This is a genomic window from Corynebacterium frankenforstense DSM 45800 (assembly GCF_001941485.1).
In the GTDB taxonomy this organism is placed as follows: domain Bacteria; phylum Actinomycetota; class Actinomycetes; order Mycobacteriales; family Mycobacteriaceae; genus Corynebacterium; species Corynebacterium frankenforstense.
In genome coordinates, this window is the sequence record NZ_CP009247.1 from 1655680 (window position 1) to 1674194 (window position 18515).

General features: G+C 72.6%; 19 protein-coding genes. 4 read left to right on the top strand and 15 right to left on the bottom strand.

The features are described from left to right. Window positions 1-204 precede the first annotated feature (204 nt). The gene (locus CFRA_RS07265; RefSeq protein ID WP_083666889.1) at window positions 205-690 is read left to right on the top strand and encodes a DUF2631 domain-containing protein; all 486 of its coding nucleotides are present in this window, start codon (window positions 205-207) and stop codon (window positions 688-690) included. An 84-nt stretch (window positions 691-774) separates the two neighbouring features. On the opposite strand, the gene rlmN is transcribed toward CFRA_RS07265, so the two are convergent. Continuing rightward, window positions 775-1881, bottom strand: a complete 1107-nt coding sequence (rlmN, locus tag CFRA_RS07270; RefSeq protein WP_075664092.1) for a dual-specificity RNA methyltransferase RlmN — start codon at window positions 1879-1881, stop codon at window positions 775-777. Window positions 1882-1943: 62 nt separating this feature from the next. Here rlmN and CFRA_RS07275 point away from each other — a divergent pair, with 62 nt between their 5' ends. Beyond that, window positions 1944-2450, top strand: coding sequence for a LapA family protein (locus CFRA_RS07275; protein ID WP_083666890.1), 507 nt, complete (start codon window positions 1944-1946; stop codon window positions 2448-2450). Between the two features lie 57 nt (window positions 2451-2507). Here CFRA_RS07275 and CFRA_RS07280 read toward each other — a convergent pair whose 3' ends face one another. The 6 genes from CFRA_RS07280 to rpsB all read right to left on the bottom strand — a co-directional run bounded on the left by CFRA_RS07280 (window position 2508) and on the right by rpsB (window position 8772). Continuing rightward, a complete protein-coding gene (locus CFRA_RS07280; protein WP_075664943.1) occupies window positions 2508-3317 on the bottom strand; it encodes a phosphatidate cytidylyltransferase in 810 nt (269 codons plus the stop codon). A 276-nt stretch (window positions 3318-3593) separates the two neighbouring features. After that, window positions 3594-4151 carry a ribosome recycling factor gene (gene frr / locus CFRA_RS07285; RefSeq protein ID WP_075664093.1) on the bottom strand — a complete coding sequence of 186 codons (558 nt, stop codon included), beginning with the start codon at window positions 4149-4151 and terminating at the stop codon, window positions 3594-3596. 58 nt (window positions 4152-4209) lie between these two features. Then, entirely contained in the window at window positions 4210-4896 is a 687-nt protein-coding gene (pyrH, locus tag CFRA_RS07290) for a UMP kinase (protein WP_245797758.1), read from the bottom strand. Window positions 4897-5052: 156 nt separating this feature from the next. Next, window positions 5053-6966 carry an acyltransferase family protein gene (locus CFRA_RS07295; protein WP_075664095.1) on the bottom strand — a complete coding sequence of 638 codons (1914 nt, stop codon included), beginning with the start codon at window positions 6964-6966 and terminating at the stop codon, window positions 5053-5055. A gap of 80 nt (window positions 6967-7046) precedes the next feature. Then, a complete protein-coding gene (gene tsf, locus CFRA_RS07300; protein ID WP_075664096.1) occupies window positions 7047-7874 on the bottom strand; it encodes a translation elongation factor Ts in 828 nt (275 codons plus the stop codon). Between the two features lie 61 nt (window positions 7875-7935). Next, window positions 7936-8772, bottom strand: a complete 837-nt coding sequence (gene rpsB, locus CFRA_RS07305) for a 30S ribosomal protein S2 (protein WP_075664097.1) — start codon at window positions 8770-8772, stop codon at window positions 7936-7938. Between the two features lie 366 nt (window positions 8773-9138). Between rpsB and CFRA_RS07315 the strand changes: the two genes are divergently transcribed. Beyond that, window positions 9139-9945, top strand: a complete 807-nt coding sequence (locus tag CFRA_RS07315; protein ID WP_083666892.1) for a peptidoglycan DD-metalloendopeptidase family protein — start codon at window positions 9139-9141, stop codon at window positions 9943-9945. Here CFRA_RS07315 and CFRA_RS07320 read toward each other — a convergent pair. From CFRA_RS07320 to lepB, 7 genes are all read right to left on the bottom strand, one after another. Further along, the gene (locus CFRA_RS07320) at window positions 9908-10834 is read right to left on the bottom strand and encodes a tyrosine recombinase XerC (protein WP_415684314.1); all 927 of its coding nucleotides are present in this window, start codon (window positions 10832-10834) and stop codon (window positions 9908-9910) included. The genes CFRA_RS07315 and CFRA_RS07320 overlap by 38 nt on opposite strands. Window positions 10835-10839: 5 nt before the next feature. Beyond that, window positions 10840-12033 carry a DNA-processing protein DprA gene (dprA, locus tag CFRA_RS07325; RefSeq protein ID WP_075664101.1) on the bottom strand — a complete coding sequence of 398 codons (1194 nt, stop codon included), beginning with the start codon at window positions 12031-12033 and terminating at the stop codon, window positions 10840-10842. Continuing rightward, window positions 12030-13682 (bottom strand): YifB family Mg chelatase-like AAA ATPase, encoded by a 1653-nt coding sequence (locus tag CFRA_RS07330; RefSeq protein ID WP_245797514.1) that lies wholly within the window; start codon window positions 13680-13682, stop codon window positions 12030-12032. Before CFRA_RS07330 ends, dprA begins: the two co-directional genes overlap by 4 nt. Next, a complete protein-coding gene (locus CFRA_RS07335; protein WP_075664944.1) occupies window positions 13675-14067 on the bottom strand; it encodes a YraN family protein in 393 nt (130 codons plus the stop codon). The genes CFRA_RS07330 and CFRA_RS07335 overlap by 8 nt, the downstream gene beginning before the upstream one ends. 234 nt (window positions 14068-14301) lie before the next feature. Then, a complete protein-coding gene (locus CFRA_RS07340; RefSeq protein WP_075664103.1) occupies window positions 14302-14610 on the bottom strand; it encodes a DUF2469 domain-containing protein in 309 nt (102 codons plus the stop codon). After that, window positions 14607-15266 carry a ribonuclease HII gene (locus tag CFRA_RS07345; RefSeq protein WP_075664104.1) on the bottom strand — a complete coding sequence of 220 codons (660 nt, stop codon included), beginning with the start codon at window positions 15264-15266 and terminating at the stop codon, window positions 14607-14609. The genes CFRA_RS07340 and CFRA_RS07345 overlap by 4 nt, the downstream gene beginning before the upstream one ends. A 22-nt stretch (window positions 15267-15288) precedes the next feature. After that, window positions 15289-16116: a signal peptidase I gene (gene lepB / locus CFRA_RS07350; protein WP_083666893.1), complete on the bottom strand. Its 828-nt coding sequence runs from the start codon at window positions 16114-16116 to the stop codon at window positions 15289-15291. A gap of 7 nt (window positions 16117-16123) precedes the next feature. Here lepB and CFRA_RS07355 point away from each other — a divergent pair, with 7 nt between their 5' ends. After that, complete coding sequence (locus CFRA_RS07355) at window positions 16124-17935, top strand: ABC transporter ATP-binding protein (protein ID WP_075664105.1); 1812 nt, start codon at window positions 16124-16126, stop codon at window positions 17933-17935. A gap of 137 nt (window positions 17936-18072) precedes the next feature. Here CFRA_RS07355 and rplS read toward each other — a convergent pair whose 3' ends face one another. Beyond that, window positions 18073-18414, bottom strand: coding sequence for a 50S ribosomal protein L19 (gene rplS, locus CFRA_RS07360; protein ID WP_075664106.1), 342 nt, complete (start codon window positions 18412-18414; stop codon window positions 18073-18075). Between the last annotated feature and the right edge of the window lie 101 nt (window positions 18415-18515).

Here is an 18515-nt window from a genome sequence, read left to right on the forward strand (position 1 = left end):
ACGGGGTGCGGCGGGACGTCGTCAATGGAACGTACGGGCACCGCACGTGCCCCGCCGTCGCCGCCCATCCGCCCCGGGAGGGGGCAGACGAAAGAATGACCGGGCCTATTCCAAGGTCGGTCCCGTGGCCGGTTTCAGCCCTCCGTGTGGCAGAATGGACGCGAAGAACGAGCTTTTCCCAGCGCGCGCAAAGGAGATTGCACCGTGGCAGGTAACCACGAGCCCAAGGCCGAGATCTACAACGGCGTGTCCACCCTCGACGAGCCCTCCGCGGCGTGGGGCTGGCACGGCATCGGCAACCGCGCCATCCAGCTGGCCGGCTGGATCTCCGTGATCTTCCTGCTCGCGATGAACTTCGGCAACCACCGCGGCCACGTCGAGACCATCTGGCTCAACGGCTTCGCCGTCGTCATCGCCCTCGGCCTGCTCCTGCTGCTCTTCCAGCCGAAGCTGAGCCAGGTGCGCACCCTGTCGGCCCGCAACAAGCCGGTCGGCCACCAGGAGCCCGACTGGGCCTACGACCAGGCCACCCTGTCCGGCGCCTACGCCGACCTGTCCGACTCGGAGCTGCGCTCGCTGAACATCGAGCCCTCCCGCGTCGCGGACCTGCGCCGCCTGCCCGAGGCCGAGGCCCCGGCCGCGCACGCCGTGACCGAGTCCGGCGAGCACGCCGCGACCGAGAGGCACTAGGCACCGCGCGCGCCGCGCGCCTCGTGCAGACGACGGTCCCCCGCCCACCTTGTCGGTGGACGGGGGACCGTTTTGCGGTGTGCGTCAGGCGGACTGCTGCTCGTCGGCCTTGAGCTGGCCGCAGGCCGCGGCGATCTCCGAGCCCTTGGTGTCGCGCACCGTGCACGGCACGCCCTGGGCGATCACGCGGCGGACGAACTCGTCCTGGCGCTCCTTCGGCGAGGCGTCCCACTCGCTGCCCGGGGTCGGGTTCAGCGGGATGACGTTGACGTGCACCTTGGGGCCGAGCGCCTTGTGCAGCTTCTTGCCCAGCATGTCCGCGCGCCAGGGCTGGTCGTTCTTGTCGCGGATCAGCGCGTACTCGATGGAGACGCGCCGGCCGGACTTGTCCGCGTAGTAGCGGGCGGCGTCGAGGACCTCGGCGACCGGCCAGCGGTTGTTGACCGGCACCAGGGTGTCGCGCAGCTCGTCGTCCGGGGTGTGCAGCGAGACGGCGAGGCGCACGGAGAGCTCCTCGTCGGCCAGGCGGCGGATCGCCGGGGCCAGGCCCACGGTGGAGACGGTCACGCCGCGCTGGGAGATGCCGAAGCCGTGCGGGCCGGGCGCGGTGATCTGGCGCACGGCGGAGACGACGCGCTTGTAGTTCGCCAGCGGCTCACCCATGCCCATGAAGACGACGTTGGACAGGCGCTTGCCCTCGGCGGCCATCGTCGCCGCGGCGTTGCGCACCTGGTCGACGATCTCGCCGGTGGACAGGTTGCGGTCCAGGCCACCCTGGCCGGTGGCGCAGAACGGGCAGTTCATGCCGCAGCCGGCCTGGGAGGACACGCACAGGGTCGCCCGGCCCGGGTAGCGCATGAGCACGCTCTCGAGCAGCGTGGCGTCGTGCAGGCGCCACAGCGTCTTGCGGGTCTCGCCGTCGTCGGTGGTCAGGTGGCGCAGCGGCTGCATCAGCTGCGGGAAGAGCTTCTCGGCGACCTCCTCGCGGGCGGCGGCGGGAAGATCCGTCATCGTCCGCGGGTCGGCCTCGTGGCGCACGTAGTAGTGGCGGGCGATCTGGTCGGCGCGGAACTTGGGCAGGCCGAGCTCGGCGAGCGCCTCGATGCGCGCGTCCTCGGAGAGGTCGGCGAAGTGCTTCGGCGGCATGCCGCGCTTGGGGGCGGCGAACTGCAGGGGAACGGGAGTAGCCATAGTGGCCCCATTCTCACACCCCGAGGCCCCGTTTTCGAATCGCGCTCGGGCACAATGGAGCCATGACGAACAGTTACCCCACAGACCGCGGCGCCGACGACGCCTTCTCCCCCGCCTCCGACGCCTACCCCGGGACCGTTCCCGCCGGCCACGACGGAGCGGTGACGCCGGGCGCGCCCGCCTCGCCCGACCCGATTTCCGACGCCCCGGTGGTCCGGGACGAGGGCACGCTCGCCGAGGGCGCACAGCGCGGTGGGCGCGCCGACCAGGCGGAGCACGCTGACCGCCCCGAGCCCCGGGAGGAGCGCCACGAGGAGCCGCGCGGGACCGGCCGCACGATCGCCGGGTCGACCTGGGTGGCGATGATCATCGGCGCACTGCTGCTGATCCTGCTGCTCGTCTTCATCATGCAGAACCCCGAGGCCGTCGAGCTGAAGCTGTTCGCCTGGGAGTTCTCCGTGCCCTCGGGCGTGGGCTTCCTGCTGGCCGCCATCGTCGGCGCGCTGATCATGGCGCTGGTCGGCGGGGTGCGGATGTTCGAGCTGCGCCGCGCCGCCAAGCGCGGGTAGCTTCCGTATCCGGCTGCGCGGTCGGAGGTCGCGCGGCGTGGCCGCAGGTCCCGTGGCTCAGGCGATGACGCTGAGCAGCAGCCAGCTGACCATCGCCGCGGGCAGCAGCCCGTCGAGGCGGTCCATCAGGCCGCCGTGGCCGGGCAGCAGACCCGACATGTCCTTGATCTTCAGGTCGCGCTTGAACTGCGACTCCACCAGGTCCCCGAGCGTGGCGCACACGGCCATCAGCGCGCCGAGGGCCAGGCCCAGGTACCAGGCGTGGTCGAGCAGCAGCCAGACCAGCAGCGTGCCGGCCACCGCGGCCCAGACCACGGAGCCGACGAAGCCCTCGACGGACTTGTTGGGGCTCACGGCCGGGGCCAGGGGGTGCGAGCCGAAGAGCACGCCGGTGACGTAGCCGCCGGTGTCGGAGGCGATGACGCAGACGACGAAGGTGATGATGAACGCGCCGGCGTCGAGGTGGGGGCCGCCGAGGCGCGAGATCATCGCGGCGAAGGCGGCGAAGAGCGGCACCCACGTCAGCACGAACAGGGAGACGCCGGTGTCGCGCAGGTAGTTCTCCGGGGCGTGGTTGCGCCCGCGGTGGAAGAGCCGACCGAACATGACCACCAGCGCCGCGGCGACGAAGCCGGTGGCGATGCCGGTCACCCCGAAGGGCCAGGAGGCCCAGAGCATGACCTGCCCGCCGACGATGAGCGTGATCGGGTGGACCACGTAGCCGTGCTCGCGCAGCCGGCTGCAGACCTCCCAGGTCGCCAGGCCCGCGGCGGCGGCCACCAGCGGGTACCAGGCGAACGGCCCGGTCAGGGCCGCGATGAGCACCAGCAGGCCGAGCCCCACGCCGACGGCGATGGCCTTCTTCAGGTCGCGTCCGGCGGAGTTCTTCGGCCGGAAGCCGAGGCGGCGGGCCTTGGCCGGTGCGGCCTCGGGCGTCGTGCGGGCCTTCGCCCGCCCCGGCTGCCCGCTGGGGGTCTCACTCACCTGAGCTGGCTCCTTTGTGGTTCTCGTCCGCGAGGTCTCCCCCGGCAGCCGACGCTGCGGCTGACTGGTTCTCACGTTCCCCGGACACCGGGGTAACCGGTTCCCGGCCGTTCGGCTGGCCGGTGCCCGGCCGCGGGTGCGGCCGGGGTGTGGCGGAGGCTAGACCTCCATCAGCTCGCCTTCCTTGGCCTCGACGAGCTCGTCGATCTTCTCGACCTCGGTGTGGGTGAGCTTGTCGAGCTCCTTCTCGGCGGCCTGGACCTCGTCCTCGCCGGCGTCGCCGTCCTTCTGGAGCTTCTTGAGCTGCTCCATGCCCTTGCGGCGGATGTTGCGGATGGCGATCTTGCCGTCCTCGCCCTTGGCCTTGGCCACCTTGACCATCTCACGGCGGCGCTCCTCGGTCAGCTGCGGCACGGTCACGCGCAGCACCTGGCCGTCGTTGGTCGGGTTCACGCCGAGGTCGGAGTTGCGGATGGCCTTCTCGATCTCCTCCATCACGGAGGGCTCGTAGGGCTTGATCAGCAGCATGCGCGGCTCCGGCACCGAGATGGTGGACATCTGGGTGATCGGCGTCGGCACCCCGTAGTACTCGGCGATGACCCCGTTGAACATCGAGGGGTTGGCGCGGCCGGTACGGATGGTGGTCAGGTCCTCGCGGGTGTGCTCGACCGTGGCCTCCATGCGCTCCTCGGAGTCCAGCAGAATGTCGTCGATCATCGGAAAATCAGGTCCTTACGTCTCGGTTCGGAGGGTTTTCGCGTACAGGACAAATCTATCAGGACTGCACCAGGGTCCCGATGCGCTCACCGCTGACGGCGCGCGCGATGTTGCCCTCGGTGAGCAGGTTGAACACCAGGATCGGCATGTTGTTGTCCATGCACAGGCTGAACGCGGTGGCGTCAGCGACCTTCAGGCCGCGCTCGATGACCTCGCGCGGGGTGATCTCGTCGAAGAGCTCGGCGTTCGAGTCCACGCGCGGGTCGGCGGAGTAGACGCCGTCGACGGCCTTGGCCATCAGCAGCACCTCGCAGCCGATCTCGAGGGCGCGCTGGGCGGCGGTGGTGTCGGTGGAGAAGTACGGCATGCCCATGCCGGCGCCGAAGATGACCACGCGGCCCTTCTCCAGGTGGCGGGCGGCGCGCAGCGGCAGGTAGGGCTCGGCGATCTGCGCCATGTTGATGGCGGTCTGCACGCGGCACTCGACGCCCTCCTGGAGCAGGAAGTCCTGCAGGGCCAGGCAGTTCATCACGGTGCCGAGCATGCCCATGTAGTCGGAGCGGGCGCGGTCCATGCCGCGCTGCTGCAGCTGGGCGCCGCGGAAGAAGTTGCCGCCGCCGATGACGACGGCGACCTCGGTGCCGGCGTTGGCGACCTCGGCGATCTGCCGGGCGACGTTCTCGACGACGTCGGGGTCGATGCCGACCTGTCCGCCGCCGAACATCTCACCGCCCAGTTTGAGCATCACCCGCTTGTATCCGGTGCGCTGGCGGGTCGTCTCGTCCGAGAGGGTCACTGTCGGCTCCTTATTTACCTGGTGGTCGGTCACTGCCGGGCGGTCTGCGCCTCGCGGACATCCTACCGCGCTGCGACCCGTGTCCCGAGTGCCGCCCCGGCCGCGTCAGACCCCGCAGACCCCGGGCACCGTGCGGTCGCCCGCCCGCCAGTGCTCCAGGGCGGTGCGCACGGCGTGCGCGTAGGCCGACGCCCCCTCCGGGGTCGGGTGGACGAGGTCCTCGCGCAGCTTCGACTGGTCGGCCTTGGCGGCGTGGCACCAGTCGGCGACGAAGACGTTGGGCCGCCGGTCCGCCTCCTCGCGCACCTCGCTCTCGGCGTCGGGCATGTACCAGCGGTCGCCGTAGGGCAGGACGAGCACCACGGTGCGGTCCTCGCCGAGCCGGTCGAGGACGCGGTCGAGGAGCTGCTCGTCGCCGGCGCCGTCGGAGGGACCGTTGGTGCCGAAGCCGAGCACGACCACGTCCCCGAGCGCGCCCTGGGCGTCGAGGTCGTCGAGGATGCCGGGGGCGTCCATCCAGTGCCTGGAGACCGCCCCGTCGACGTAGATGCCGGGGAACTCGGTCTGCAGCGCGTCCATCGAGGCGAGCATGACGGAGTCGCCGACGGCGGTCATCCGGTCGCCGGCGGGCATCCGCCGCTTGTCCGGGGCGACTTTCGAGCCCGCGTCGGCGGTGGCGGCGTCGCCGTCGTCGGCGGGCACGGGGCGCGCCGGCTGCGCGTTCTCCGCCTGGCGCTGGGCCGCGGCCTGCAGGTCGGCCTCCAGGCCGGTCTGGTCCGGGGCCTTGACCAGGGCGGTCGTGACGGCGACGACGGCGACGAGGGCTGCGATCGCCGTGCTCCGCACGCGCGGGCCGAAGACGGCCCGGTAGCCGCGCCGGCGCAGCGGCTCCTCGACGTAGGTGAAGGTGATCTCGGCGAGCAGGTAGGAGATCGGCAGCGCGATGATGCCGACGCCGGTCCGGGTGGCCCAGTCCGGCAGCAGCTCGTCGGTGATGACGACGACGGGCCAGTGCCACAGGTACAGGCTGAAGGAGACCGCGCCGAGGCGGCGCAGCACCGGGTTGGCCAGCACCGTGGTCAGCAGCGGCTGACGGCCGGCCAGGCCCACGATCAGCAGCGCCGTGGCCGCGGAGACGGCGACGATGCCGCCGCGGTAGGCCACGGGGCTCGAGTCCGGCAGGGCCACCATGCCGACGATGACCACGGCGGCGGCCGCCAGGGGCCAGTTGCCCGCGCGCCGGCGCCAGATCAGCCCGCCGCGCTCCTGGGAGCACAGCCACAGCGCGGCGGCCGCGCCGAAGAGCAGGCCGAAGGCGTGGGTGTCGGTGCCGTAGTAGACGCGCGAGGGGTCCTCGGCCGGGTCGAAGAGCGTGGCCATCCACGCCGCCGAGGCGAGCGCGGCGACCACGCAGCCGATGGCCGCCGCCCGCAGCCGGCGCGCGCCCGCCAGGGCGACGACGGCGAGGATGACCAGCGGCCAGACGAGGTAGAACTGCTCCTCGACCGACAGCGACCAGTAGTGGGCGAAGATCTCCGCTCCCCCGGAGGCGAAGTAGGACTTCGAGGCGATGATCTGGGCCCAGTTGTTGAAGAAGAACAGCGAGCTCAGGTACTGCCGGTCCAGCCCGACGGTGCGGTCACCGCCGACGAAGCCGGCCACCACGGCGGTGACGGTGGCGACGAAGACGGCCGCCGGCAGGATGCGCCGGGCACGCTTGAGCCAGAAGCGTTTCAGGTTGATCCGCCCGGTGCCGGTGCGCTCGCGCACCAGCAGGCTGGTGATCAGGAAGCCGGAGAGGACGAAGAAGACGTCCACGCCCAGGTAGCCGCCCGGCAGGGCGTCGCCGAAGAAGTGGTAGAGCACCACGGCCACCACGGCGACGCCGCGCAGCCCGTCGAGGGCGGGCAGGCGCGGGATCAGGCCGCGGCGGCGCGCAGGCGCGACGGCGGAGGGGGACGCAGGCACGGAGGGCGCTGCGGGGGCGTCGGAAATCGAAGACGCGGCGGTGGCGGGCATAGGGCGCACCCTATGACACTCGCCACCGCCGCGTCGGGATTTACGGGGAGTGTTCCCCGCGAAAAGCGGCCGGGCCGGACTTACTCCTGGCCGACCTCGAAGCGGGCGAACCCGGTGAGGGTCACGCCGGCCTCGTCGGCGACCTGCTTGACGGTCTTCTTGTTGTCGGCCACGGACGGCTGGTCCAGCAGCACGGCGTCCTTGTAGAAGCCGTTGAGACGACCCTCCACGATCTTCGGGATCGCCTTCTCGGGCTTGCCCTCCTCGCGGGTGATCTTCTCGGCGATGCCGCGCTCCTTCTCGACGACGTCGGCGGGGACGTCCTCGCGGGAGAGGTACTTCGCCTTCAGCGCGGCGACCTGCATGGCGGCGGCGTGGGCGCCGGCCTCGGCGTCCTCGCCCTCACCGGTGTAGGCCACGAGCACACCGACGGCCGGCGGCAGGTCCGCCGAGCGCTGGTGCAGGTAGACGGAGACGTGCTCGCCCTCGACGGTGGCGGCACGGCGCAGCTGCAGCTTCTCGCCGATCTTGGCGGAGAGGGCCTCGAGGTAGTCGTGGGCGGACTGGCCCTCGACCTGGACCTCGTTGAGCTCCTCGGCGCTGTTGGCCTTGGCCGCGGCGGCGGCGTCGGCGATCTTCTGCGCGGTCTCCTTGAACTCGGCGTTCTTGGCCACGAAGTCGGTCTCGGAGTTGACCTCGATCATGGTGTTGCCGGAGACGGCGATCAGACCCTCGAGGGCGTTGCGCTCGGCGCGCTTGCCCACGTCCTTCGCGCCCTTGACGCGCAGGATCTCGACGGCCTTCTCGAAGTCGCCCGAGGTCTCGTCGAGCGCCTTCTTGCAGTCGAGCATCCCGGAGCCGGTCTTCTCGCGCAGCTTCTTGACATCCGCAGCGGTGTAGTTCGCCATTGGCGGGCGATCCTCCTAGTTCGTGAAAAAGGGTTTACCGGGTGGCCATGCTAGCCGAGGGCTACTCGCCCTGCTTGGCCTCGGCGCCGTCGTTCTCGGCGGGGGCCTCGGCGGCCTTCTCATCGGCCTTGGCGGCGTCCTTGGCGTCGGCGGCGGCCTTCTCGTCGGTGTCGCCGGCGGCCTCACGGGCGGCGGCGAGCTGACGCTCCTCGCGGGCCTTCTTGCCCTCGACGACGGCCTCGCCGACGATGTGGGTCAGCAGCTTGACGGAGCGGATCGCGTCGTCGTTGCCCGGGATCGGGTAGGTGACCTCGTCGGGGTCGCAGTTGGTGTCGAGGATGGCGACGACCGGGATGTTGAGCTTGCGCGCCTCGGCGACGGCGATGTGCTCCTTGTTGGTGTCGACGATCCACAGGGCGGAGGGGACCTTGGTCATGTCCGAGATGCCGCCCAGGACGCGCTCCAGCTTGGTGCGCTCGCGGGTGAGCATCAGGACTTCCTTCTTGGTGCGGCCGAGGTAGCCGTCCTCGGCGGCGTCCATGGCCTGCAGCTCCTTCATGCGGTGCAGGCGCTTGGAGACGGTCTGGAAGTTGGTCAGCATGCCACCGAGCCAGCGGTGGTTGACGTACGGCATCCCGACGCGCTCGGCCTCTTCCTGCACGGCCTCCTGGGCCTGCTTCTTGGTGCCGACGAACAGGATGTTGCCGCCGTGGGCGACGGTCTCCTTGACGAACTCGTAGGCCTCGTCGATGTAGGTCAGCGTCTGCTGCAGGTCGATGATGTAGATGCCGTTGCGGTCGGTGAAGATGTGACGACGCATCTTCGGGTTCCAGCGACGCGTCTGGTGGCCGAAGTGGACACCGGCATCGAGAAGCTCGCGCATGGTAACGACTGCCATGGGTTCTTCCCTTTCTCTTTTTGGGTTTTGGTTGTCTTTGCGCGACAGGATTTGTGTCTTTGTCCTGCGCCCTGGCGACCCCCGCGCCCAAACCCAACGCCCCGACCGTCGAGGTCGGGGACCGTGTCGGGCCCTCGGGTCGCAGACTCTCAGAGCCTGCGTGCGGGTGCCGCAGCGTAGTCAGCGCGCCCGGAGAGCACACTGCTGCGCGCGATAATACCTGCCGGATCGCCCCAGGCCAAACGGCGCGCGCCGGGATCCACAGGCGTCAGTCACACCCGTATCTCCCGTTTCTCCTCCCCCGGTCTCCACAGATTGACGACGCCGCGCTGGCCGCCGTGGGCGGTTCCCGCTTGGCTTGCGGGCATGGAGCACTCATTCTCACGCGGCGGCGCACGCGCCGCCGCCCGGCGCGCGCTGCGCACCGCGGTCTCGGCCGTGACGGTCGTGGCCCTGGCCGCCTCGTCCGCCACTCCGGCCGCGGCCTCCCGCCCCTTCTCCATCCCATTCTCTTCCCCGTCCGCCGGTTCCCCGGCCGTCTGCTCCCCTGCCGCCGAGCCCGTGGCTCCCCTCGCCACCCACGCCTCCGATGCTCACCGTCTGGCCGCCGACGCCGCGGCACCCACACGGAGCACCGTGCGCTACTCGGACCCGCTGACGGGCGGGCGCACGCCCTCGCGGGTGACCCGGGGCTTCGACCCGCCGGCCCACGACTGGCTGCCCGGCCACCGTGGGGTGGACCTGGCGGCCGCGCCCGGCGCCCCGGTGCTCGCGGCGGCGGCCGGCACGGTCGCCTTCGCGGGCCAGGTCGCGGGCACGCCGGTGGTCTCGATCGACCACGCCGACGGGTTGCGCACGACCTACCAGCCGGTGCGTGCGTCGGTGCGCCGCGGGCAGGAGGTCGCCGGCGGCGAGCGCATCGGGGTGCTGGTCGCCACGACGCCGGGGCGGGATCAGACAGGCGACGGCTCGGCAGGCGGCCGGTCAGACGGCGCCGGGCCCGGCGACTCCGGCGGGGCCGTCGGGAATCAGGCCCATGACGGACTGCACTGGGGAGCGCGCCCCATCGACTCGCCGACCGCCTACGTCGATCCGCTGGCGCTTCTCGAGGCGGCCGTCATCCGGCTCAAGCCCCTCAGGCCCGGGGATGGGCCTGCTGGTAGACGCGCCTGAGCCGGTTGGTGGAGACGTGGGTGTAGATCTGCGTGGTCTGCATCGAGGAGTGGCCGAGCAGCTCCTGGACCTCGCGCAGGTCCGCCCCGCCCTCGAGCAGGTGGGTGGCCGCGGAGTGGCGCAGGTCGTGGGGGCTGGCCTCGCCGGCGCCGACGGCCTCGACGGCCGCGGAGACCACGCGGCGGACCTGGCGGTCGGTGATCCGCCCGCCGCGCACGCCGAAGAAGACCGCGTGCCGGTCGGCCGCACGCCCTGTTTTTTCCGGGCGGATGAGCCGCGGACGCCCCCGGTCCAGCCAGGCCGTGAGCGCCGCGGCGGCGGGCCTGCCGAAGGGCGCGGTGCGCTGCTTGTCGCCCTTACCGGTCACCCGCAGGGTGCCGGATTTCAGGTCCACGTCGTCGACGTCCAGGCCGGTGAGCTCGCTGACGCGGATGCCGGTGGCGTAGAGCAGCTCGAGGATCGCCGCATCCCGCAGCTCCTCGGGCCCGGCCTCTCTTGATCCCGCGGCGGCGTCGCCGGCGTCGAGGACCTCGCGGGCCTGGTTCTCGCTGAGCACGTGCGGCAGGTGGCGCTTCGGCGCGGGGGTCGACAGGCGCACGGCCACGTCGCGCTCGAGGTGACCGTGGCGCACCGCCCAGGTGGAGAAGGCCCGCGCGCTGGCGGTGCGCCGGGCCAGCGTGGAACGGGCGAGCCCCCGGTGGGCGGCCTCGCCGAGCCAGGCGCGCAGGTTCTCGAGAGTGAACTCGGCGAAGGTGGGGATCACGCCGGCCAGGTCCACCAGGTCGGAGTGGTACGAGCGCACGGTCGCCGGCGAGCGGCCCAGGACGAGTTCCTGGTATTCGGCGAAGTCGCCCGCCGCCGCCTCGATCTGTGACTCGTGTGCACCCATGGGGCTCATGGTAGCTGGCCGCGGTGCCAGAGCTCCCCTTCCAGGCGCACCAGCCCGGCGCGCATGAGATCGACGAGCAGGTGCACGGTCAACGGCAGCGGCAGGCCCGCGGTCGCGGCGATCTCCCCTGCCCTGCGTCCCGTGCCCGGCTCGAGCGCGTCGAAGACCCGCAGCTGGTTGCGGTCGAGGCGCTGGACGGGGTCGGGGCCGAAGTCGAGCTCGTACTGCCCGGCCGAGTCCGGGGTGCCCGCCGGGCCGACGAGGGCGCGCACGTCGTCGGCACTCGTGACCAGCTCGGCGGCGCGGGTGCGGATGCGCTCGTGGCAGCCCACCGAGCCCGCGGTGGTCACCGGCCCGGGCACGGCCATGCACACCCGACCCAGGTGCTCGGCCCAGCTCAGCGTGTTCAGCGCGCCGGAGCGCCAGGCGGCCTCGGTGACCACGGTGCCGAGGCTGAGCGCGGCGACCAGACGGTTGCGGGTGAGGAACCGGTGGCGGTGCGGGGTGGCCCCGGGCGGGTACTCGGTGACCACGGCGCCGTTCTCGGCGACGCGATCGAAGAGTCGGGCGTGCCGGCGCGGGTAGTCGACGTCGATGCCGCAGGCGGCCACGACCACGGTCGATCCCCCGGCGTCGAGCGCGGCGTTGTGGGCCACGGCGTCCACGCCGAGCGCCCCGCCGGAGACGACCGTCCAGCGGTGGCCGGCCATGCCGCGGGCGAGGGAGCCTGTGACCTCGGCGCCGTAGCGGGAGATCGCCCGGGTGCCCACCAGGGCGACGGCCTGGGCGCACAACCCGGCCGGCGAGCCGCCGCGCACCCACAGCGCGTGCGGGGCCACGGCGTCGGCGCGCCCGCCCGCCTGCCGCGCGGCGAACCCGAAGGCGGAGTCGAGTTCGGCGGCCGGCCAGTCGGGGTGCCCGGGGTGGATCAGCCGGGCGCCCACCGCGGCGGCGGCCTCGAGGTCGGCCTCCGGGTGGCACTGGCGGTGGCGGGCGGCGGTCTCCTTGATCAGCCCGCCCACCGCGGGGTCACGGGTGCGCACGCCCGCGGCGATGTCGCGGGCGGTCCAGCCGGCATCGAGGAGCGACTGCAGCGCGCGCGAGGGGCCCTCGATCACGCGGCTGAGATAGGCCCAGGCGAGCAGCTCGGCGTGCGGGTCGCCGCCCGGAGGGCGGGCTCCGGTCTCGTCGGTGCTCATGCGGCCTCCGTCAGGTCGGCGGCCGGGGCGTGCAGCGCCACGGCGCGGTGGACGTGGTCGAGCCCCGGCCGGTCGTCCTCCTCGAGGTCCGCCAGCGTCCAGGCCAGCCGCAGGGTCCGGTCGACGCCACGTTGGCTGACCGAGCCCTCGGCGAGGAAGGCCTCCAGCAGCGCCATGGCCTCCTCGCTGGCCGGGAAGCGGCGGCGCAGGACCGGCCCCGGCACGCGCCGACCGGCCCACTCCGGTCCGGTCTTCTCCGGCCCGGCCCAGCGGGCGGCGGCGCGTTCGCGTGCGGCGGCGACCCGCTCGGCCACCGCCGCGCTGGACTCGCCGGTCGGCGCGCTCAGGGTGCCGGTGACGCGGGTGCGCACGAAGATGTCGAGGCGATCGCGCAGGGGGCCGGAGAGGTTGGACAGGTAGCGGGCCCGTTCGGCCGGGCTGCAGCGGCAGGCGGCGGGCTCGGCGGCCCCGCAGCGGCACGGGTTGGCGGCGAGCACCAGCTGGAAGCCGGCGGGCAGGGTGACCCGGCTGCGAGCGCGCAGCAGGTGCACCTCGCCGGTCTCCAGCGGCTGGCGCAGCCCGTCGAGCACGGCGGCGGGCACCTCGGAGACCTCGTCGAGGAAGAGCACCCCGCGGTGGGCGAGGCTGACCGCCCCGGGCCGCGGGTGGCCCGCTCCCCCGCCGAGGAGGGCCGCGCGGGTGACGGTGTGGTGCGGGGCGACAAACGGCGGGTGGGTCACGGGTCCCGCGCCGGTGGCGGCGGCCACCGAGTGCACCACGGTCGCCTCGATCATCTCGCCCTCGGAAAGCGGCGGCAGGATCCCGGGCAGACGCTCGGCGAGCATCGACTTCCCCGAGCCCGGCGGACCGACCATCATCATGTGGTGCCCGCCGGCGGCCGCGACCTCGAGGGCCAGGCGCGCCTCGGGCTGGCCGGCGACGTCCGCCAGATCCGGCAGCCGGGCGCCCCCGACGGCGCGCAGCCCACTCAGCCCACTCAGCCCGCCCGGGCCCGCGCCCGATCCGCCGTCGCCCGAGCCACCGGCGCCCGAACCTGCACCCGAACCTGCACCCGATCCCCCGGGGTCCCCGGGCAGCCCGGCGCGCGGCAGCTCGGCGCGGCCGCGGGCCCAGTCCCACGCGGCGGCCAGGGTCGGGGCGACGAGCACCTCGACCGAGGCGAGCACGGAGGCCTCGGCGGCGTTGCCCGGCGGCACGATGACCGTGTCCAGGCCGTGGGCGCGGGCCGCGAGCGCGGCCGGCAGCGCGCCGGGGACCTCGCGCACGGTGCCGTCCAGCCCGATCTCGCCGATGGCCATCGCCGCGCGCAGCCGGTTCTCCCCGCGGCCGCGTTCGGCGCCGCTGAGCACGGCCAGCGCCATGGCGAGGTCGAACTGGGAGCCGGCCTTGGGCAGGTCGGCCGGTGACATCGAGACGACGATCTTGCTGCGCGGCCAGTCCAGCCCGCTGTTGGTCACCGCCGTGCGGATCCGGTCGCGAGACTCGCGCACGGCGGTGTCGCCCATCCCGACGACGTGCACGCCGGGCAGCCCGGGCCCGATGTTCGCCTCGACGGTGACCAGGTGGGCGTCCACCCCGTCGAGCGCGACCGTGCGGGTGCGCCCGAGTCTCCCTGCCGCCTCATGCACCCTCATCGACCCCCTTGAAGCGGGTCAGCGCGGCGGTGCCGTCGCCGGCGACCACCACCTCGACGACGTCCAGGCGCACCTGGACCCAGGCCCGCTCGGCGAGCCAGGCGGCCGCCGCACGGCGCATGCGGCGCAGCTTGGCGGCGGTGACGGCCTCCGCCCCGCCGAAGCCCCTGCCGCGCCGCGTCTTGACCTCGACGAAGACGACGGTGCCGTCTTCCTCCTCGGCGATCAGGTCGATCTCGTCGCGGCCCTCGCGCACGTTCTGGCCCAGCACGCGCGCCCCGCCCCTCTCGTAGGCCGCGGCGACGTGGTCCTCGCCGCGGCGCCCGAGCACGGCCTGCGCGGGCGGCCCCGTCGGGCGCGGTCGTGGTCTGGTGGTCATCATCTGCTCCCCCGTTGAGTGTGCGGTCGTTGTCCACGCACCACCCTGGCGGGGACGCAGTCGGGGCGCGACGCGGCGTCGGCAATTCTGTGGACAACCCGGCGCCGTACACAGGCCCGCCACGGGCGAGTTGCACCGACGCCGCCCCGCGGCACAATCGCCGGCGGACAGCGAAAGGACCCGGCGCAGCGCAGGCTGCGTCGGGTCCGGGGTGCGGGCGGGTCCCGCGGCGGGCTACTGCTCGGGGAGCACGAAGTCCGGCTTGTCGAGCTCCTCGATGTTGACGTCCTTGTAGGTGATCACGCGGACGTAGCGCACGAAGCGCGCCGGGCGGTACATGTCCCACACCCAGGCGTCGGACATGCGCACCTCGTAGTAGACGTCGCCGTCCTTGGTGTGCGGGATCAGCTCGACGGCGTTGGCCAGGTAGAAGCGGCGCTCGGTCTCCACGACGTAGGAGAACTGGCTGACGACGTCGCGGTACTCCCGGTAGAGGGAGAGCTCGACCTCTGCCTCGTAGTTGTCCAGATCCTCAGCGCTCATGGGGCTGAACCGTCCTTCCCGTGCTGCAAGAACTCGCGGTTGGCGGCCGCGACATTGGCATAAGTGTAACGGTGGACCGGGCTCGCGCCGTGGCGGCGCACCGCGTCCATGTGCGCGCGTGTCCCGTAGCCCTTGTGCCCGGCGAAGCCGTAGCCCGGGTAGGTCTCGTCGAGCCGGGCCATCAGCCGGTCGCGCGAGACCTTCGCCAGCACGCTGGCCGCGGCGATGCAGCGGCAGGTGGCGTCCCCGCCGATGACCGGCAGGTGCGGCGAGGTCAGCCCGGCGACGTACCAGGCGTCGGTGAGCACGTAGCCGGGCGCGACGTCGAGCAGCGCGACGGCCCGGCGCATGCCGGCGAGGTTGGCGCGCTGCACGCCGCGCGAGTCGCACTCGGCGGCGGGGATGTGCACCACCGACCAGGCCAGCGCGGCCTTCTGGATGAGCGGGAAGAGCCGCTCGCGGGCCTTGGGCGTGAGCTTCTTCGAGTCGGTCAGTTCCTTCAGCTGCGGGAAGGTGCGCTCGGGCAGCACGCAGGCGGCCACCGTCAACGGCCCGGCGCACGCGCCGCGGCCGGCCTCGTCGACGCCCGCCACCGGCCCCAGCCCGGCGCGGCACAGCGCGACCTCGTGGGTGCGCATCTGGGTCAGTCGGCGCATGCTCGCCGCGTGTCCCCCGCGCCTAGTTCGCCGCAGCCTGCAGGTCGGCGTGCTCGACGCCGCCGATGCGCGAGGGCGGCCACACGCGGGCGACGACCTTGCCGCGGATGTTGTCCTCGGGGATCGTGCCCTGGTACTCGTCGCCGATGTGGTAGCGGGAGTCCTGGGAGTTGGTGCGGTTGTCGCCCATGACGAAGACGTTGCCCTCCGGCACGGTCAGCGGGCCGAAGTAGTCGCCGCCGCACTCGGTGGAGCCGGTGTTCGGGTCCACCGGGTACTGCGGGGGCTGCAGGGTGAAGGACTGGTCGGTCGGTTTGCCGTCGACCATCACCGAGGGGTCGCCCTCCTGGCAGCTGACGGTCTGCCCGCCGGTGGCGACGATGCGCTTGACCAGGTCGTTCTCGTCCGGGGCCACCAGGCCGACGAGCGCGCCGACGTTCTGCAGGCCGCGCACCACGGCGTTCTCCGAGCGCTGGGAGGTGAACGTCTCGTTCCAGGAGTCGGTGCCGGCGAAGACGACGACGTCGCCGGGCTCCGGGTCGGAGGCGTAGTAGGAGATCTTCTCGACGACGATGCGGTCGCCGGTGCAGCCAGCGCAGCCGTGCAGCGTGGGCTCCATCGAGGCCGAGGGGATCAGGTAGATCCGGCCGATGAAGGTCTGCACGAGGAAGATCACCAGGAACGTGGCGACGATCACCAGGGGGATCTCCACGAACCAGGGCAGCTCCTTCTTGGCGCCCTCGTCCTGCCCGGCGGTCCCGCTCTCGGCGGCGTTCTCGGCTGCTGCTGCACTCACGCCCGGCAACTCTAGCAGCCACGGGCGGCGGTCCCGGTATTCGCGGACTAGCATTCGCGGAATGCGAACGAGACCCTTTGTCACGCTGCTGGGCATGCTCGCCCACCACCGCGGCGCCCTGGCCTTCGCGGTGGCCCTCAGCCTGGTCAGCTCCGTGGTCGCCCTGGTCCAGCCCCTGGTGGTCAACCAGATGATCGCCGACTTCCCCGACGGGGTCGCCGGGCGCGCCGGCATCCTCGTCGCGCTCCTGGCGGTCGGCTCCGTGGCCGACGGCGCGTCCATCTACGTGATGACGCGCACCGCCGAGTCCGCCGTCTACGACACCCGCACCCGCCTGATCGACCGCGTGCTGCGCCTGCCGGTCACGGCCTACGACCGGCTGCGCACCGGCGACCTGGTCACCCGCGTGGGCGCAGACACCACCCTGGTGCGCTCCGCGTTCACCGGCGGGCTGGTCGGCGCGGTCGGCAGCGCGGTGACCATGGTCGGCTCCGTGGTGCTCATGGGGCTCATCGACGTCGTGATGCTCGCCGTGGTGCTGACCGTGGTCGCACTCGCGCTGCTGGCCGTGGTCGTGGCCTCGGGCAAGATCCAGCGCTCGACGAAGGCCGCCCAGAAGTCCGTCGGCGAGCTGGGCGCCGGCCTCGAGCGCGCGCTCGTCGCCGTGCGCACCATCCGCGCGGCCGGAGCGCGCGCCCAACGCCGCATCGAGACCGCCCTGGGCGGGGACGCCCGACGGGCCTTCGGGCACGGCCGCGACGTCGCCAAGGTCGAGGGCATGCTCTTCCCCGCCACCGGCCTGGCCCTGCAGGCGGCGTTCCTGGCCGTGCTCGGCATCGGCGGCATGCGCGTGGCCGCCGGCGCCATCACCGTCGCCGACCTCGTCTCCTTCGTGCTCTACCTGTTCATGCTGGCCTCGCCGCTCGGCCAGGTCTTCGGCGCGGTGACCACCGTGCGCCAGGCGATGGGCGCGATCGAGCGCATCCAGCGCATCCTCGGCGAGCCCGTCGAGTCCGAGACCGGCGCCGCGCTCGAGCCGGTGCCCGGCGCCCCGGCCGTCGAGTTCGACCGCGTCTGCTTCTCCTACGCGCCCACGGGCGAGGAGGAAGAGGAGATTGACGACGCCGCGCGCGCCGACGGTGGCGCGGACACGGGTGCGGTCCCCGGTTCCGGTGTGGACGCCGGAGGCGCCCGCACCGTGGTGCTGCACGACGTCTCCTTCACCGTGCCGGCCGGCACCACCACCGCGCTCGTCGGCCCCTCGGGCGCCGGCAAGTCCACCGCGCTGGCGCTCATCGAGCGCTTCTACTCCCCCGACTCCGGGCGCGTGCTCGTCGCCGGGCGCGACACCGCCGGGCTCGACCCGGCCGCGCTGCGCGCGGCGATCGGCTACGTCGAGCAGGAGGCCGCGGTGCTCGCCGGCACCGTGCGCGAGAACCTGCAGCTGGTCGCCGAGAACGCCACCGACGAGCAGTGCTGGCACGTCCTCGAGCAGGTCGGGCTCGACGGCCCGCTGCGCGAGCGCGGCGGGCTGGACACCGTCCTCGGCGAGCGCGGCATGACGCTCTCGGGCGGCCAGCGCCAGCGCCTCGCCCTGGCGCGCATGCTGCTGGCCGAGGCCCCGCTGCTGCTGCTCGACGAGCCGACCAGTGCGGTGGACTCCATGAACGAGCAGCTCATCCTCGACGCCCTGGCCACCGCCTCCCGCGGCCGCAGCGTGGTCGTCATCGCCCACCGGCTGTCCACGGTCACCGACGCCGACCAGATCATCGTCCTCGACGGGGGCCGCGTGGTCGGCCGCGGCACCCACCACGAGCTGATGGCCGGAAACGAGGTCTACCAGGAGCTCGCCAGCCGCCAGCTCATGCAGTAGGCGACGGCTCCGACGCGCCGCCGCCGGGATCGCGGGGGCTTTCCGCCCGGGCCCGGGCACGCGAAAACCCCGCCGCCGGACCGGAGTCCGGCGACGGGGTGATTCTGTGGGCCGGGAAGTACCCGGCCAGCTCGCGCTTAGCGGCGCTCCTTGATGCGGGCCGCCTTGCCGCGCAGGTTGCGCAGGTAGTACAGCTTCGCACGGCGGACCTTGCCGCGACGCTCGACCTTGATCGAGGCCAGGTTCGGCGAGTGCACCGGGAAGGTGCGCTCCACGGCGATGCCGAAGGAGACCTTGCGCACGGTGAAGGTCTCACGGATGCCCGAGCCCTGGCGGCGGATGACGACGCCGGTGAAGAGCTGGGTGCGCTCGGTGGAGCCCTCGATGACCTTCACGTCGACGGCGACGGTGTCGCCCGGGCGGAAGTCGGGGATGTCGTCGCGCAGCTGGGCTGCGTCGACCTTGTCAAGAATGTTCATTGAAATCCTTCGATGAGTCTGGACAGAGGACCCTGGCGGCGGTGAGGCTCGACCGGTTCGTATCCGCTACATGGAACTGGGACATTGTGCCATAACCGCAG